Annotated in this window: 15 protein-coding genes; 10 read left to right on the top strand and 5 right to left on the bottom strand. The window is 72.2% G+C overall.

All coding sequences use genetic code 11. The annotated features are described in order from the left end of the window. Positions 1 to 16: 16 nt before the first annotated feature. Entirely contained in the window at positions 17 to 925 is a 909-nt protein-coding gene (locus ACGWYL_RS00500) for a LysR family transcriptional regulator (protein ID WP_179423837.1), read from the bottom strand. Positions 926 to 1071: 146 nt separating this feature from the next. On the opposite strand from ACGWYL_RS00500, the gene ACGWYL_RS00495 reads away from it, so the two are divergent. From ACGWYL_RS00495 to ACGWYL_RS00470, 6 genes are all read left to right on the top strand, one after another. Continuing rightward, positions 1072 to 2103, top strand: coding sequence for an ABC transporter substrate-binding protein (locus ACGWYL_RS00495; RefSeq protein ID WP_395486137.1), 1032 nt, complete (start codon positions 1072 to 1074; stop codon positions 2101 to 2103). 10 nt (positions 2104 to 2113) lie between these two features. Further along, positions 2114 to 2926, top strand: coding sequence for an ABC transporter ATP-binding protein (locus ACGWYL_RS00490; RefSeq protein WP_395486136.1), 813 nt, complete (start codon positions 2114 to 2116; stop codon positions 2924 to 2926). Then, complete coding sequence (locus ACGWYL_RS00485; RefSeq protein WP_395486135.1) at positions 2919 to 3761, top strand: ABC transporter permease; 843 nt, start codon at positions 2919 to 2921, stop codon at positions 3759 to 3761. Before ACGWYL_RS00490 ends, ACGWYL_RS00485 begins: the two co-directional genes overlap by 8 nt. A gap of 26 nt (positions 3762 to 3787) precedes the next feature. Beyond that, positions 3788 to 5140 (top strand): LLM class flavin-dependent oxidoreductase, encoded by a 1353-nt coding sequence (locus ACGWYL_RS00480; protein WP_395486134.1) that lies wholly within the window; start codon positions 3788 to 3790, stop codon positions 5138 to 5140. A 64-nt stretch (positions 5141 to 5204) separates the two neighbouring features. Continuing rightward, positions 5205 to 5741 (top strand): NADPH-dependent FMN reductase, encoded by a 537-nt coding sequence (locus tag ACGWYL_RS00475; protein WP_395486133.1) that lies wholly within the window; start codon positions 5205 to 5207, stop codon positions 5739 to 5741. Next, positions 5738 to 6244, top strand: a complete 507-nt coding sequence (locus ACGWYL_RS00470) for a flavin reductase family protein (protein WP_179423849.1) — start codon at positions 5738 to 5740, stop codon at positions 6242 to 6244. The genes ACGWYL_RS00475 and ACGWYL_RS00470 overlap by 4 nt, the downstream gene beginning before the upstream one ends. A 1-nt stretch (position 6245) precedes the next feature. Here ACGWYL_RS00470 and ACGWYL_RS00465 read toward each other — a convergent pair whose 3' ends face one another. The 3 genes from ACGWYL_RS00465 to ACGWYL_RS00455 all read right to left on the bottom strand — a co-directional run bounded on the left by ACGWYL_RS00465 (position 6246) and on the right by ACGWYL_RS00455 (position 9035). After that, on the bottom strand, positions 6246 to 7163 hold the full coding sequence (locus tag ACGWYL_RS00465; protein ID WP_395486132.1) for a DMT family transporter: 918 nt from the start codon (positions 7161 to 7163) through the stop codon (positions 6246 to 6248). Between the two features lie 166 nt (positions 7164 to 7329). Continuing rightward, the gene (locus ACGWYL_RS00460; RefSeq protein WP_179423853.1) at positions 7330 to 7935 is read right to left on the bottom strand and encodes an MBL fold metallo-hydrolase; all 606 of its coding nucleotides are present in this window, start codon (positions 7933 to 7935) and stop codon (positions 7330 to 7332) included. After that, positions 7935 to 9035, bottom strand: coding sequence for an S-(hydroxymethyl)mycothiol dehydrogenase (locus ACGWYL_RS00455; RefSeq protein WP_395486131.1), 1101 nt, complete (start codon positions 9033 to 9035; stop codon positions 7935 to 7937). The genes ACGWYL_RS00460 and ACGWYL_RS00455 overlap by 1 nt, the downstream gene beginning before the upstream one ends. Before the next feature lie 160 nt (positions 9036 to 9195). Between ACGWYL_RS00455 and ACGWYL_RS00450 the strand changes: the two genes are divergently transcribed. From ACGWYL_RS00450 to ACGWYL_RS00440, 3 genes are all read left to right on the top strand, one after another. Next, complete coding sequence (locus ACGWYL_RS00450; RefSeq protein ID WP_395486130.1) at positions 9196 to 10353, top strand: HNH endonuclease; 1158 nt, start codon at positions 9196 to 9198, stop codon at positions 10351 to 10353. Between the two features lie 62 nt (positions 10354 to 10415). Next, positions 10416 to 11840 carry an AlkA N-terminal domain-containing protein gene (locus tag ACGWYL_RS00445; protein WP_179423859.1) on the top strand — a complete coding sequence of 475 codons (1425 nt, stop codon included), beginning with the start codon at positions 10416 to 10418 and terminating at the stop codon, positions 11838 to 11840. Next, positions 11837 to 12298 carry a methylated-DNA--[protein]-cysteine S-methyltransferase gene (locus tag ACGWYL_RS00440; RefSeq protein ID WP_395486129.1) on the top strand — a complete coding sequence of 154 codons (462 nt, stop codon included), beginning with the start codon at positions 11837 to 11839 and terminating at the stop codon, positions 12296 to 12298. The genes ACGWYL_RS00445 and ACGWYL_RS00440 overlap by 4 nt, the downstream gene beginning before the upstream one ends. Before the next feature lie 23 nt (positions 12299 to 12321). Here the strand turns inward: ACGWYL_RS00440 and ACGWYL_RS00435 are convergent, their stop codons facing one another. Then, the gene (locus ACGWYL_RS00435) at positions 12322 to 13032 is read right to left on the bottom strand and encodes an IclR family transcriptional regulator (RefSeq protein WP_078698542.1); all 711 of its coding nucleotides are present in this window, start codon (positions 13030 to 13032) and stop codon (positions 12322 to 12324) included. Positions 13033 to 13088: 56 nt separating this feature from the next. On the opposite strand from ACGWYL_RS00435, the gene leuC reads away from it, so the two are divergent. Beyond that, entirely contained in the window at positions 13089 to 14486 is a 1398-nt protein-coding gene (gene leuC, locus ACGWYL_RS00430) for a 3-isopropylmalate dehydratase large subunit (RefSeq protein WP_179423863.1), read from the top strand. Positions 14487 to 14489 lie beyond the last annotated feature (3 nt).

Below are 14489 nucleotides of genomic sequence, written 5' to 3'. Positions count from 1 at the left end.
ACGGGAGCGCTCGGCGTCAGGCCGGCTCGCTGACGTACCGCGTCGCGTGGTGCACGAGGAGGTCGTGGAGGTCCTGCGCCGCCTTCGTCGGCCGGGCGCCGCGGCGGCGCAGCAGGGCCATCCGGATCACGGTGCCCTCGTCCTCGATGGGGCGGAACGCGAGCCGCGTGCTCGCCTCGCGCAGGTCGAAGGACGTGAAGTCGGGCATGAGCGAGACGCCGATCCCCGAGGAGACCATCTGCTGGCACACATCGGCGCTGTCGGCGGTGTGCCACTTCAACGGCGGCGAGTCGCCGAAGACGCGGTGCGCCACGCGGTGCATCAGGTAGCCGGGGCGGGCGCCGACGAAGACCTCCTGGCGCAGGTCGTCGACGGTGACGGTGGCGCGCTCCGCGAGCGGGTGGTCGGCGGGCAGCACCGCCACCGGCCGGCCGTGGAACAGCTCGGTCGCGACGAGGTCGGGGTGCACGTCGTCGCCGGGCAGCAGCGTCACGAGGCCGAGATCGAGCGAGCCGTCGCGCAGGCCGTCGCGGACCTCGCCGTGACGCAGCTGGCGCAGGTCGACCGAGGTGTGCTCGTGGTCGAGCTCGTGCCCTCGCAGCGCCGGCAGGACGAGCGCGGTGACGCCGAAGTAGACACTGCCGACGCGCGTGGGCCGGTGGAACTGCGACTCGCCGCGAGCGGCCGCGCGCAGCCGGTCGACGGCGTCGAGGACCTCGAGGATCCGCGGCAGCAGCTCCCGTCCCGTGCCGTTGATGCGGGTGCCCGAGCGGTGCCGGTCGACGAGCGTCACGCCGAGCTCGCGCTCGAGCTTGGTGACCGCCTCGCTGAGCGCCGGCAGCGACACGTGCAGGTGCTCCCCGGCGCGACGCAGCGAGCCCTGCTCGCTCACCGCCCTGACGTATTCGAGCTGCTCCAGTCGCATGCTCACCTCCCCGTTGACGGGCGACGCTACGTGATCGGCGACGCCTGTCGGGTGATCTCCCGCGTCGTGAGATGGGGCCGGACCCGGTGCCGGCGTTCGTAGCGTCGTCGACACGCAACAGCGCCCCTCACGAGAAGAAGGCACTCATGACTCACGTCCGTTCCCACCGGTTCCTCCGCACCCTGGTCGTCGCCGCGGCCGCCGCGCTCGCCGCGACGAGCCTGACCGCCTGTGGCAGCGCCGGCGCGGACTCGGGGAAGGAGGAGACCACGATCCGCTACCAGAGCTACGCGGGTGCGGTCGACGCGTTCCTGCTCGCCGACGCGCTCGGCGAGTTCGAGGGCCTGACGCTCAAGCGGGTCGGCGACGTCACGGGCGGCCCGCAGGCCCTCCAGGCGCTCGTCTCGAACCAGACCGACATCGGCGGCTCCGCCTTCTACGGCGCGATCGCCCAGCTCGTGGCCACGGGCGCGCCGATCAAGGCGGTCATCCCGTTCTACGGCTCGAACGAGACCACGAACTCGCAGCTCGTCGTCCTCGACGAGTCGCCGATCCAGGACGCGAAGGACCTCGTCGGCAAGAAGATCGCCGTCAACACGCTCGGCGCGAACGCCGAGGCCGTGCTGGACACGTGGTTCGACCAGGAGGGCCTCAGCCAAGCCGAGCAGGACAAGGTCACGCTCGTCCCGCTGCCGCCGCTCAACATCCCCGAGGCCCTCGGCAGCGGCAAGATCGACGCCGCCGTCGTCAGCTTCCTGGGCAAGCGCCAGACCGAGGCGCAGTACGAGATCCGCACGCTGCACCGCGACATCGACGTCGTCGGTGCCCCGTACGCCGGCGGCGGGCTGACGCTGCGCAACGAGTTCATCGAGAAGAACCCGAACACCTCACGCCAGCTCGTCGAGGGCGTCGCCGCGGCGATCGAGTTCATCGAGACCCACGACAAGCAGGAGGTCTTCGACGTCTACTTCCCGTACCTGGAGAAGGAGGGCTACGGCGACTACATCGAGCCGATCAAGACCAACTTCCCCGGCACGCTCGGCATCGACGCCAAGCCCGTCATCCACGACGAGGACATCTCCCGCTGGGTCGACTGGCTCGACAGCCGCGGCGACATCGACGCCAAGAAGCTGAAGATCTCCGACGTCTACACCAACGAGCTCAACCCGAACGCCTGAGGAGGCAGCCATGAGTTCACGCATCGAGCTGAGGAACGTCGGCCAGACCTTCTGGGTCCGCGGCGACGAGGACAGGAAACCGCGCGAGTTCGTCGCGCTCGACGGGCTCGACCTGGACATCCGGGCGGGGGAGTTCCTGACCCTCGTCGGCCCCTCGGGCTGCGGCAAGTCCACCGTGCTCGACCTGATCTCGGGACTCGCGACACCGACGTCCGGCACCGTCACGGTCGACGGCACGCCGATCACGGGCCCCGGCCTCGACCGCAGCGTCGTCTTCCAGCAGTACACCCTGCTGCCGTGGCGCTCGGCCGCGGCGAACATCGAGTTCGCCCTCGAGGCCAAGGGCGGACTGTCGAAGGCCGAGCGGGCCGCGACCGCCCGCGAGTACCTCGACCTGGTCGGCCTGGGCGAGTTCGCGAACCGCTACCCGCACGAGCTCTCGGGCGGTATGAAGCAGCGCGTGGCCATCGCGCGCAGCCTCTCGTACCAGCCGCAGGTCCTGCTGATGGACGAGCCGTTCGGCGCGCTCGACGCCCAGACCCGCGAGCGCCTCCAGGAGGAGCTCGTCCGGATCTGGGAGCACACCGGCACGACGGTCGTGTTCATCACGCACGACATCGAGGAGGCCGTGTTCCTGGGCCAGCGCGTCGCCGTCATGAGCGGTCGCCCCGGGCGGATCAAGGAGATCGTCACGATCGACCTCGACCGGTCGGGCGCCCACGACGAGGACGTCCGCGCGACGCCCGCGTTCACCGAGCACCGGCACCACATCTGGTCGCTGTTGCGCGAGAAGACCGCCGCGAAGGAGCTGGCCCATGTCTGACCTGCTGACCGAGCGGACCGCCGCGCGGCCCAACCCCCGCCAGGAGGAGGCCGCCAAGGCCCGTGCCGCCTCGCCCGGCCGCGACCGTGCGGTGGCCGTCGCTCGGGGCGCCGCCGGCCTCGTCGCCCTCGCCCTGGTGTGGGAGCTCGCTCCGCGCATCGGGCTGGTGGACGCGTACTCGATCCCGCCGCTGCACGTCGTGCTGCAGGAGTGGTGGTCGATGGTGCTCGACGGCGAGCTGTGGCGCCACGTCTCGGCGAGCCTGCAGCGCTCGGTGATCGGCTTCGCCCTGGCGATCGTCATCGCGATCCCGCTGGGGGCCGCGATCGCCTGGTACCGCCCCGTGCGCGAGTTCTTCACCCCGTCGCTCGAGCTGTTCCGCAACACCGCGGCGCTGGCGATCCTGCCCGTGTTCATCCTGCTGCTCGGGCTGGGGGAGACCTCGAAGATCGCGATCGTCCTCTACGCCTGCTTCTTCCCGATCCTGCTGTCGACGATCGCGGGCGTGTCCAGCGTGGACCCGCAGCTGCTCCGGTCGGCGCGGGTGCTCGGGCTCTCGCCCGTCGCCACGTTCCGCAAGGTGGCCTTCCCGGCGGCCGTGCTCACGATCTTCACCGGCATCCGCATCTCGGGCGCCGCCGCGATCCTGGTGCTCATCGCCGCCGAGATGATCGGCGCGGACGCCGGCCTGGGCTTCCTCATCAACTACGCGCAGTTCAACTTCCTCATCCCGAAGATGTACGCCGCGATCCTCACCACCTCCCTCATCGGCGTGGCCGTGAACTACGGACTCGTCGCCCTCGAGCGCCGCTTCTCGCGGTGGCGCGCCCTCTGACCCCTCCTCCCGGAAGAGAGATCCCCATGACTCGTCAGCTCAGCCTCAACGCCTTCCTGCACGACACCGGCCACCACGAGGCCTCGTGGCGGCACCCCGACTCGGCCGTCGACCGCATCCACGACATCGACTTCGACACCACCAACGCGCAGATCGCGGAGGAGGCGAAGTTCGACGCGATCTTCTTCGCCGACGCCCCGGGCCTGTGGGCGGCCACCCCGTTCCGGCCCGCCGGGCACCTCGAGCCGATCACGCGGCTCGCGGCGATCGCGGCGCGGACCGAGCGGATCGGCCTGATCGCCACCGCGTCGACCACGTTCTACGACCCGTACAACCTCGCGCGGCTGTTCTCCTCGCTCGACACGATCTCGCGCGGCCGCGCCGGCTGGAACATCGTGACCACCCAGTCCGAGGCGGTCGCGCGGAACTTCAGCCTGTCCGCGCTGCCCAGCGCGTCCGAGCGCTACATCCGGGCGCAGGAGTTCATCGACGTCGTCACGAAGCTCTGGGACAGCTGGGAGGACGACGCCGTCCTGGCCGACCGCGAGTCGGGACGCTTCTTCGACCCCGAGAAGGTCCACTCGATCCACCATGTCGGCAACCACTTCCAGGTGGAGGGGCCCCTGTCCCAGCCGCGCTCGCCGCAGGGTCGTCCGGTCTACGTGCAGGCCGGATCGTCGAACGACGGTCGCGCCTTCGCCGGCCGCAACGCCGAGGCGATCTTCACCGCCCACCAGACGCTCGGCGACGCGCAGGCGTTCTACGCCGACATCAAGTCGCGCGCGGCGGCGTTCGGCCGCTCGCCCGACGACGTGAAGATCCTGCCCGGCCTCAGCCCCTTCGTGGCCGACACGCAGGCCGAGGCCGAGGAGCTCCAGCGGTACGTGAACTCGCTGACCGTGCCCGCCTACGGCATCGCGCAGCTGGAGGGACTGGCCGGCGTCTCGCTGGCACACCTCGAGCTCGACGAGCCCGTGCCGCTCGACGTCTTCGGCCAGGCCGGCGACGTCCTCGACAACAACCGCAGCCGCCTGCAGGTGATCGCCAACATCGTCGAGCGCGACCGCCTGACGCTGCGCGAGCTGCTGCACCGGCTGGCCGGCGCGCGCGGCCACCACGTCGTCGCCGGCACGCCCACCCAGGTGGCGGACATCATCACCGAGTGGTTCCAGAACGGCGCCGCCGACGGCTTCAACGTCATGCCGCCGCTGTACCCGCAGCTGCTGCAGGAGTTCACGCAGAAGGTCGTCCCGATCCTCCAGGATCGCGGCCTCTTCCGCACCGAGTACACCGGATCCACGCTGCGCGACCACTTCGGGCTGTCCCGTCCGAACTCGCTGTACGGCGCGGAGGCGCAGCAGGAGGCTCACGTTGTCTGAGAACGACAGAGTGTCTGAGAACGACAGAGTGTCTGAGGACAGCAGAGTGTCTGAGGACAGCAGAGTGTCTGAGAACAGCAGAGCGTCTGAGTACGGAGACGCCGTCCGCACGGCCGTGGTCGTGGGCAACCCGAAGGCTGCCTCGCGCACGCTCTCGGCCGCCACGCACGTGGCGCGCGAGCTCACGGGCGGCGAGCCCGACCTCGTGGTCGACCTCGCCACCCTCGGCCCGGCCGTCCTCGACGGGGGCTCCGCCGAGGTGACCGAGCTCGTCGCGCAGGTCGGTGGGGCCGACCTCGTGGTCGTGGCCTCGCCGACCTACAAGGGGACCTACACGGGACTGCTCAAGGTGTTCCTCGACCGGTTCGCCGGCGGCACGGGACTGCGCGGGCTGGCGGTGCCGCTGCTGCTCGGCGCCGGCCCGGGCCACGCGCTCGCGCCCGAGCTCACGCTGCGGCCGGTCCTCACCGAGCTCGGCGCCACGGTCCCGGGCCGGGGCCTGTTCGTCCTGGACTCCCAGTACGGCGACCCCGGCGCGTACGAGCCGTGGCTCGAGGCCACCCGGCCCGTCGTGCGGGGCCTCCTGCAGGCGGTCGCATGACCGCGTTCTTCCCCACGAACCAGGACCTCGACGCGGGGCGCCTGCGGTCGGCGTTCGGGAACTTCCCCACGGGCGTGGTGGCGGTGGCCGCCGAGGTCGACGGCGAGCCCGTCGGCCTCGCGGCCAGCAGCTTCACCAGCGTGAGCCTCGACCCGCCACTCGTCTCCATCAACCTGGCCGCCACGTCGAAGACCTGGCCCGACCTGCGCCGGGCCGAGCGGCTCGGCGTCACGGTGCTGGCCAGCCATCACGGACCCCTGTGCCGGCAGCTCGCGGGCCCGGTGGAGCAGCGCTTCGAGGGGATCGAGTACAGCGTCAGCCCCGAGGGGGCGATCTTCGTCGACGACGGCATGGCCACGTTCGACACGACGATCCACCGGGAGGTGGAGGCCGGTGACCACGTCCTCGTGCTGCTCGAGCTGCACGCGGTCGACCACCGCGTCGACGGGGGACCGCTGCTGTTCCACCGCAGCGCCTTCGGCCGGCTGGCCGTCGCGGAGTAGGTCAGGCCGCGACCGGCTGGTCCTCCTCGGGGCGCAGCGCGACCACGGCGCACAGGATGAGCACCGCCCCGACGAGGCCGGCCGGTCCGAGCCGCTCTCCCAGCACCACCGCGGCGAGCGCGGCGGCCGAGATCGGCTCGACGAGGGTGGCCACCGTGGCGGCCGAGCCCGACGTGGTGCGCAGGCCCGCGTAGAGCAGGCCGTAGGACAGCGCCATCGTGGCGATGCCGAGGTAGGCCAGCAGCGCCAGCGACCCGGGGGAGGTGCCGGCCACCGGCTCGCCCGAGGCGACGGCCAGCACGAGGAACGGTGCCAGCAGCACCGCACCCGCACCGGTGGCGCACGTGGTGAGGGCGACGGGCTCGAGACGCGGCGCCAGCACGTGGCCCAGCACCGTGGTGGCGGCGTAGGTGGCGCCCGCGGCGACGGCGAGCACGAGCCCCAGCACGGGACGGTCGGCGGGGGCGGCGGTCCCGTGCCCGGCGGTCGCGCTGATCAGCACGAGACCGGTCAGCGCGGCCGCGAGGACCGCGACGTCGCGCACGCCGGGTCGGGTCCTCGCGCGCAGGTGCTCCCACGTCGCGGCGAGGACGGGAGCCAGTCCGAGGGAGACCACGGTCGCCACGCTGACGCCGACCATGAGCACCGAGACGAAGTAGAGGCCTTGGTAGATCGCGGTGCCGCAGCCGATGACGATCGCGGTCACGGGGTGCTCACGCAGGACGGTGCGCACCGACCCGAGGCGCCTCGTCAGCACCACGAACGCGACCAGCGCGACCGCCGCGATGAGCATGCGCCACGCGCTGACGGTCATCGCACCGACGCCGTCGCGCTCGTGCAGGACGGTGACGACGAGGCCGCCCGTGCCCCACAGCACGCCCGCCGCGCAGACCTGCAGCAGTCCGAGGCGCGCGTTCACGCGCCCAGACTAGGGTCCGCCCCCTCTGGGTCACGCTGGTGGGCGGTGAGAGGTCAACCCTTCCGCGCACCCTCCGGTCAGCCGTCAACCGAAAGAGGGCCTCGTTCGGTTGACGGCTGACCGCGGCCGGGCGGGAAGGGTTGAGGGCTCACCGCCCTCTCGAGACCTACGTCCGGTCGCGCTCCGCGCCGATGGTGGTGTCCTGGCCGTGGCCGGTGTGCACGACGGTCTCGGGCGGCAGCGTGAACAGCCTCTCGGTGATCGAGGCGCGGATGACGTCGACGTCGCTGTACGAGCGACCCGTCGCGCCCGGCCCACCGTGGAACAGGGTGTCGCCGGTGAAGACGCAGCCCAGCTCCTCCGCCAGCAGGCACGTCGCGCCCGGCGCGTGGCCCGGCGTGTGGATCGCGCGCAGCGTGGTGCCGGCGACCGTGATCTCCGTGCCGTCGACGAGGTCCTCGTCCCAGGTGGCGTCGGGGTGCGTGAGCTCCCACAGCGGGCGGTCCTCCGGGTTCAACCAGATCGGCGCACCGGTGCGCTCGCGCAGCTCGGGCGCGATGCGGCAGTGGTCGTCGTGCGCGTGCGTCAGCACGATCGCCGTGAGGGTGCGACGGCCGATCAGGTGCAGGATCGCGTCGACGTCGTGCGGCGCGTCGATCAGGACGCACTCGCTGTCGTCGCCCACGATCCACACGTTGTTGTCGACGTCGAACGTCTCGCCGTCCAGGCTGAAGGTGCCCGAGACGACGCCGTAGTCGAGGCGCGCGCCCATCAGAGCACCACCACCGAGCGCAGGACGTCGCCGTGGTGCATCTTCTCGAACGCGGCCTCCACGTCCTCGATGCCGATCTCCTCGGTGACGAACGCGTCGAGGTCGAGGCGACCCTGGCGGTACAGGTCGATGAGCATCGGGAAGTCGCGGCTGGGCAGGCAGTCGCCGTACCAGCTGGACTTGAGTGCGCCGCCGCGTCCGAAGACGTCGATCAGGGGCAGCTCGGGAACGGTCATGTCGGGCGTCGGGACGCCGACGAGGACCACGGTGCCGGCGAGGTCACGGGCGTAGAAGGCCTGCTTCCAGGTCTCGGGGCGACCGACGGCCTCGATCACGACGTCCGCGCCCTCGGCGCCTTCGTAGGTCTCGGCGCAGATGCGCTTGATCTCCTCGACCGGGTCCACCCTCGACGAGTCGACGGTGTGGGTGGCGCCCATCTTGGTGGCCGCCTCGAGCTTCGCCGGGTCGATGTCCACGGCGATGATCGGGCTGGCTCCGGCCAGGGCCGCACCCGCGACCGCGGCGACGCCGACGCCGCCACAGCCGATGACGGCGGCGGAGCGTCCGCGGGTGAGGGCGCCGGTGTTGATGGCCGCCCCGATGCCGGCCATGACGCCGCAGCCCAGCAGGCCGGCCGCGGCGGGCCGGGCCTCGGGGTCGACCTTGGTGCACTGACCGGCGGCGACGAGGGTCTTCTCGATGAACGCGCCGATGCCCAGGGCGGGGGAGAGCTCGGTGCCGTCCTCGAGCGTCATCCTCTGCTTGGCGTTGTGCGTGGCGAAGCAGTACTGGAGGTCGCCGCGCTTGCACGCGCGACACTGGCCGCAGACCGCGCGCCAGTTGAGGACCACGAAGTCTCCGGGCGCGACCTCGGTGACGCCCTCGCCGACCGACTCCACGACGCCGGCTGCTTCGTGGCCCAGCAGGAACGGGAACTCGTCGTTGATGCCGCCCTGACGGTAGTGCAGGTCGGTGTGGCAGACGCCGCACGCCTGGATCGTCACCACGGCCTCGCCCGGGCCCGGATCGGGGACGTTGATGGTGACCAGTTCGACCGGCGCGTCCTTCGCGCGGGCGATGACGCCCTTGACCTGCTGCACGGCTGTCTCCTTGCTTCGGGGGTTCACCAGCGAGCCTGCCAGAGTGGCTCGTGAGGCGCGAACGGCCGGTGTGCGCTCAGCGCAGGCGGGCGATGTCCGCGTATTGAGACGGCAGGAGAAAGAACGCACGAATCGAACATATGAGCGATAGGATCGACGCATGCAGTCGGGGGACGCGGAGCTGGTCGAGGTCATGCGCCGCTGCGCGTCCGCGCTCCAGTCGGTGACGTGCTCCGTGTCCGACGAGGCTCGCGCGCTGGCGGCCCTGCGTGACGCCGCCGAGGCGGCCCTCGCCGAGCGGCTCGAGGAGATCGACCGGACGAAGGCCTTCGTCGCCGAGGACGCCTCCAGCACCACCACCTGGGCGCGCCGCGAGCTGCGCCAGGACGCCCGCCGCACGCGCCAGCTGATCCGCGCCGGCGTCACGATGCGCGAGCTGCCGGCGGTGGGCGAGGCCGCCCGCGCCGGGCGGGTCTCGTCCGAGCACGTCGCGCGGTTCTCCTTCGCGCTGGCCCACGTCGACGAGGCCGAGGTCCGCCGTGTCGAGGCGCACCTCGTCGCCGTGGCCGAGCTCCACCCGCCGTCGCGAGTGAAGTCGCTCGTCGACCGACTGCGCTCGGTCGTGCACCCCGAGGAGCTGGACGAGGCCTGGATCGCCGGCGCCGACAAGGCGCACCTCAGCCTGAACCCGCTGCCCGACGGCTGGCACGTCACGGGGTTCCTGCCCATCGAGGTCGGCGCGAAGCTGCAGGCCGTGCTCGACGCCGTCGCGGTGCCGCGCGAGGCCGGCGACCGGCGCACGGCGTCGCAGCGGCGCATCGACGGACTCGATCTGGTGCTCACCCGGGTGCTGGCCGAGGGTCTGCCCACCGACGGCACCGTCCGTCCGCAGGTGCACGTCGTGGTCGACGCCGGCACGCTCCAGCGTGCCCTCGCGCCGGACACCGCCAGCGCGTTCGAGCCGGTCGAGCCCGCGGTCCTGCAGGGCTTCGGCCGTGTGGGCCCGAACCTGCTGGCCCACCTCACGTGCGGGGCGGATCTGGTGCCGGTCCTCGTCGACCGGATCGAGGCCAACCGCACGGTCCTCGACGTCGGTCGCCGTCATCGCGACGCCACGCCGAAGCAGCGCCACGCGGTCTGGTTCCAGCAGGCCGGTCGCTGCGCCACCGAGCACTGCCGGAACACCGTCGACCACGTCCACCACCGACGGCGATGGTCCGACGGTGGCCCGACCGACCTCGCGAACCTCGTCGGACTCTGCAGTGCCTGCCACCGTCATGAGCACCGGCACGACGTCGCTCTCGCCCGCGCGGGCTGAGGGCCGACGGTCGTGTCCGATTCCCGCGAGAACTGTCATGCCGGGTGGGTCAGGATGGAGCCATGGAACCGAGCGACTGCTACCGCGCCGTGAGCGCGCGCGACGCCCGGTTCGACGGCGTCTTCTTCACGGCCGTGCGCACCACGGGCATCTACTGCCGACCCTCGTGCCCGGCCGTCACGCCCCGGCAGGCGAACGTCACGTTCTACCCGTCGGCGGCGGCCGCCGAGCGCTCGGGCTACCGCGCCTGCCGTCGCTGCCGGCCCGACAGCACGCCCGGCTCGCCCGAGTGGAACGTCCGGGCCGACGTCGTGGCGCGGGCCGTCCGGATGATCGGCGACGGCGTCGTCGAGCGCGAGGGCGTCAGCGGCCTGGCCGACCGGCTCGGCTACAGCGAGCGCCAGGTCAACCGGCTCGTCACCACCGAGCTCGGCGCCGGACCTCAGGCGATCGCCCGCAGCAACCGGGCACGCACGGCGCGGATCCTGCTCGAGACCACGACGATGCGCGCCGCCGACGTGGCGTTCGCGGCGGGCTACGGCTCGGTGCGGCAGTTCAACGACTCCATCCGCGAGTCGTTCGACCTCACCCCGCGCGAGCTGCGCGCGCGGTCGCGCCGCTCCAGCCATCCCGGCGCGGGCCGGATCCAGCTGGAGCTGGCGTTGCGGCCGCCGTTCCAGGGAGCCGCGCTCCTCGACTGGTTCGCGCCCCGCGCCATCGAGGGCGTCGAGCGGGTCGACGGTCGTACGTACGCCCGCGTCCTGAACCTCCCGCACGGCGTCGGCGCGGTCGAGCTCACCCTGCACGACGAACGCGTCTCGGCCGAGCTCGAGCTGACCGACCTGCGCGACCTCGCCCCGGCGGTGCAGCGGTGCCGTCGGCTGCTCGACCTCGACGCCGATCCCGCCGCGATCGACGAGGCCCTGTCGGCCGACCCGCTGCTCGCGCGTCTCGTGCAGGAGGCGCCCGGCATGAGACTGCCCGGCCAGGTCGACGGCTTCGAGATGGTGATGCGCGCGATCGTCGGCCAGCAGGTCTCGGTGGCGGGCGCGCGCACGATCCTGGGTCGGGTCGCGCGCTCGCGCGGGACCGAGGTCGACCTCGAGCTCGCCCACCGCCACGGCCTCACCCACGCGTTCGCCACGGCCGAGTCCGTCGCCGAGGCGGCGCCCGAGGAGTTCGCGATGCCGCGTGGCCGTGCCGCCGCGATCCTCGCCGTCGCCCACGCGGTGGCCTCGGGCGACCTCGACCTGCACCCCGGAGCCGACCGCGCGGCCGCGCGCGAGCGGCTGCTCGCGGTCCGGGGGATCGGCCCGTGGACCGCCGACTACGTCAGGATGAGGGCGCTCGGGGACCCCGACGTCCTGCTCGACACCGACCTCGTGCTGCGCCGCGTCCTCGCCCGCGAGGGACTGGACCGGACGCGCACCGAACGGTGGCGACCCTGGCGGTCGTACGCCTCACTGCACCTGTGGAGGGTCGCATGAAGACACGCTGGATGGACTCGCCCATCGGGGGCCTGCGGCTGCACGTCGACGCCGGGCTGCTCACCGCGATCGACTTCGGGGCCGAGCCGCGCGGCGAGCGCGTCGACGACGCCCTGCTCGACGCCGCCGAGCACCAGCTGGAGGAGTACTTCGCCGGCGACCGCCGCGAGTTCGACCTCCCGGTGGCTGCGGACGGCACCGAGTTCCAGAAGAAGGTCTGGGCCTACCTGCGCACGATCCCGTACGGCGAGACCGTCACGTACGGACAGGTCGCGACCGACCTGGGCTACCAGCCCGGCATCTCCCGCGCGGTGGGCGCGGCGAACGGGGCCAACCCGATCCCGATCGTCGTGCCGTGCCACCGCGTCATCGGGGCGAACGGCAAGCTCACCGGCTACGCCGGCGGGCTCGACCGCAAGACCACGTTGCTCGAGCTGGAGCGACCTGGCCTCTTCTGAAGGAGTGGAGCGGCGCCGAGACGTCAGCGGCGCAGGTTCTGCGACAGCCGCTCGGCGGCCGCCACCACGGCGGGCGCGTGCATGCGGCCGGGCTGGCGGGTGAGCCGCTCCAGCGGACCGGAGACCGACACGGCCGCGACGACCTTGCCGCTGGGGGACCGGACCGGCGCCGAGACCGAGCCCACGCCGGGCTCGCGCTCGCCCACGCTCTGCGCCCAGCCGCGCTTGCGCACGGCCGACAGCTCGGCGGCGGAGAACGTGGCCTTCATGAGGCCCTTGTTCATGCGCTCGGGGTCCTCCCACGCGAGCAGCACCTGGGCGGCCGAGCCGCCGGACATCGTCAGCTGGCTGCCGACGGGGATCGAGTCGCGCAGGCCGGTGGGCCGGTCGGCCGCGGAGACGCACACGCGGTGGTCGCCCTGGCGGCGGAACAGCTGGGCCGACTCGCCCGTGATGTCGCGCAGGCGGGCCAGCACGGGGCCGGCGGCGGCGAGCAGGCGGTCCTCGCCGGCAGCGGCGGCCAGCTCGGACAGGCGCGGGCCTAGGATGAACCGACCCTGCATGTCGCGCGCGACGAGCCGGTGGTGCTCCAGGGCGACCGCGAGGCGGTGAGCCGTGGGCCGCGCCAGTCCGGTGGCCGTGACCAGCCCGGCCAGCGTCGCGGGCCCCGGCTCCAGGGCGGCCAGCACGAGGGCGGCTTTGTCGAGAACGCCGACTCCGCTAGAGTTGTCCATGTCTTGATACTGCCGTATCGCATTGTGAGACGCAACCCCCGAAGTGAGAGTGAATCATGGGCAAGACGCTCGCCGAGAAGATCTGGGACGACCACGTCGTCCGTTCCGCGCCGGGTGAACCGGACCTGCTGTTCATCGACCTGCACCTCCTCCACGAGGTCACGAGCCCGCAGGCGTTCGACGGACTCCGCCTCTCCGGACGCGCCGTGCGTCGCCCCGACCTCACCCTCGCCACCGAGGACCACAACATTCCGACGACCGACCTCGACAAGCCGATCGCCGACCCCGTGTCGCGCACGCAGGTCGAGACGCTGCGCCGCAACGCGCAGGAGTTCGGCGTGCGCCTGCACCCGATGGGCGACATCGAGCAGGGCATCGTCCACGTCGTCGGCCCGCAGCTCGGCCTGACGCAGCCCGGCATGACGATCGTGTGCGGCGACTCGCACACCTCCACGCACGGCGCGTTCGGCTCGATCGCCTTCGGCATCGGCACCAGCGAGGTCGAGCACGTGCTCGCCACCCAGTCGCTGTCGCAGGCCAAGCCCAAGATGATGGCCGTCGAGGTCGTCGGCGACCTGCCCGCCGGCTCCACCGCCAAGGACCTGATCCTCGCGCTCATCACGCAGGAGACCACCGGCGGCGGCCAGGGCTACATCGTCGAGTACCGCGGCGAGGCGATCCGTGCGCTCTCGATGGAGGAGCGCATGACGATCTGCAACATGAGCATCGAGTGGGGCGCGAAGGCCGGCCTCATCGCGCCCGACCAGACCACCTTCGACTACATCGAGGGCCGCCCGCACGCGCCGCAGGGCGCCGACTGGGACGCCGCCGTCGACTACTGGAAGAGCCTGGTCACCGACGAGGACGCCACGTTCGACAAGGTCGTCACGATCGACGCCTCGAAGGTCACCCCGTGGGTCACGTGGGGCACCAACCCGGGCCAGGGCGTGGCGCTGTCCGGCGTCGTCCCGACCCCCGCCGACTTCGCCGACGCCGACGAGCGCGAGGCCGCTCAGAACGCCCTGCGCTACATGGGCCTCGAGGCCGGCACGCCGATGCGCGACATCGCGGTCGACACCGTCTTCGTCGGCTCCTGCACGAACGGCCGCATCAGCGACCTGCGTCGCGCCGCCGACCTCATCAAGGGCAGGAAGGTCGCCGAGGGCACCCGCATGCTCGTCGTCCCCGGCTCGGTGCGCGTGCGCCTGCAGGCCGAGGAGGAGGGCCTCGACGTCGTCTTCAAGGAGGCCGGCGCCGAGTGGCGCGGCGCGGGCTGCTCGATGTGCCTGGGCATGAACCCCGACCAGCTCACGCCGGGCGAGCGCAGCGCCTCGACCTCCAACCGCAACTTCGAGGGCCGTCAGGGCAAGGGTGGCCGCACGCACCTGGTCTCGCCCGACGTCGCCGTCGCCACCGCCGTCACCGGCCACCTGGCCTCGCCGGCCGACCTCTGAGGA

Origin of the sequence: Aeromicrobium sp. JJY06, from assembly GCF_044069275.1 — a bacterium.
Taxonomy (GTDB): Bacteria; Actinomycetota; Actinomycetes; order Propionibacteriales; family Nocardioidaceae; genus Aeromicrobium; species Aeromicrobium tamlense.
This window is presented reverse-complemented; position numbering and strand designations above follow the sequence as displayed.

Bases quoted from the DNA above. Each gene is read 5' to 3' on its own strand.
- ACGWYL_RS00500 (WP_179423837.1), bottom strand. From the start codon at position 925: ATGCGACTGGAGCAGCTCGAATACGTCAGGGCGGTGAGCGAGCAGGGC.
- ACGWYL_RS00495 (WP_395486137.1), top strand. From the start codon at position 1,072: ATGACTCACGTCCGTTCCCACCGGTTCCTCCGCACCCTGGTCGTCGCC.
- ACGWYL_RS00490 (WP_395486136.1), top strand. From the start codon at position 2,114: ATGAGTTCACGCATCGAGCTGAGGAACGTCGGCCAGACCTTCTGGGTC.
- ACGWYL_RS00485 (WP_395486135.1), top strand. From the start codon at position 2,919: ATGTCTGACCTGCTGACCGAGCGGACCGCCGCGCGGCCCAACCCCCGC.
- ACGWYL_RS00480 (WP_395486134.1), top strand. From the start codon at position 3,788: ATGACTCGTCAGCTCAGCCTCAACGCCTTCCTGCACGACACCGGCCAC.
- ACGWYL_RS00470 (WP_179423849.1), top strand. From the start codon at position 5,738: ATGACCGCGTTCTTCCCCACGAACCAGGACCTCGACGCGGGGCGCCTG.
- ACGWYL_RS00460 (WP_179423853.1), bottom strand. From the start codon at position 7,935: ATGGGCGCGCGCCTCGACTACGGCGTCGTCTCGGGCACCTTCAGCCTG.
- ACGWYL_RS00450 (WP_395486130.1), top strand. From the start codon at position 9,196: ATGCAGTCGGGGGACGCGGAGCTGGTCGAGGTCATGCGCCGCTGCGCG.
- ACGWYL_RS00445 (WP_179423859.1), top strand. From the start codon at position 10,416: ATGGAACCGAGCGACTGCTACCGCGCCGTGAGCGCGCGCGACGCCCGG.
- ACGWYL_RS00440 (WP_395486129.1), top strand. From the start codon at position 11,837: ATGAAGACACGCTGGATGGACTCGCCCATCGGGGGCCTGCGGCTGCAC.
- ACGWYL_RS00435 (WP_078698542.1), bottom strand. From the start codon at position 13,032: ATGGACAACTCTAGCGGAGTCGGCGTTCTCGACAAAGCCGCCCTCGTG.
- leuC (WP_179423863.1), top strand. From the start codon at position 13,089: ATGGGCAAGACGCTCGCCGAGAAGATCTGGGACGACCACGTCGTCCGT.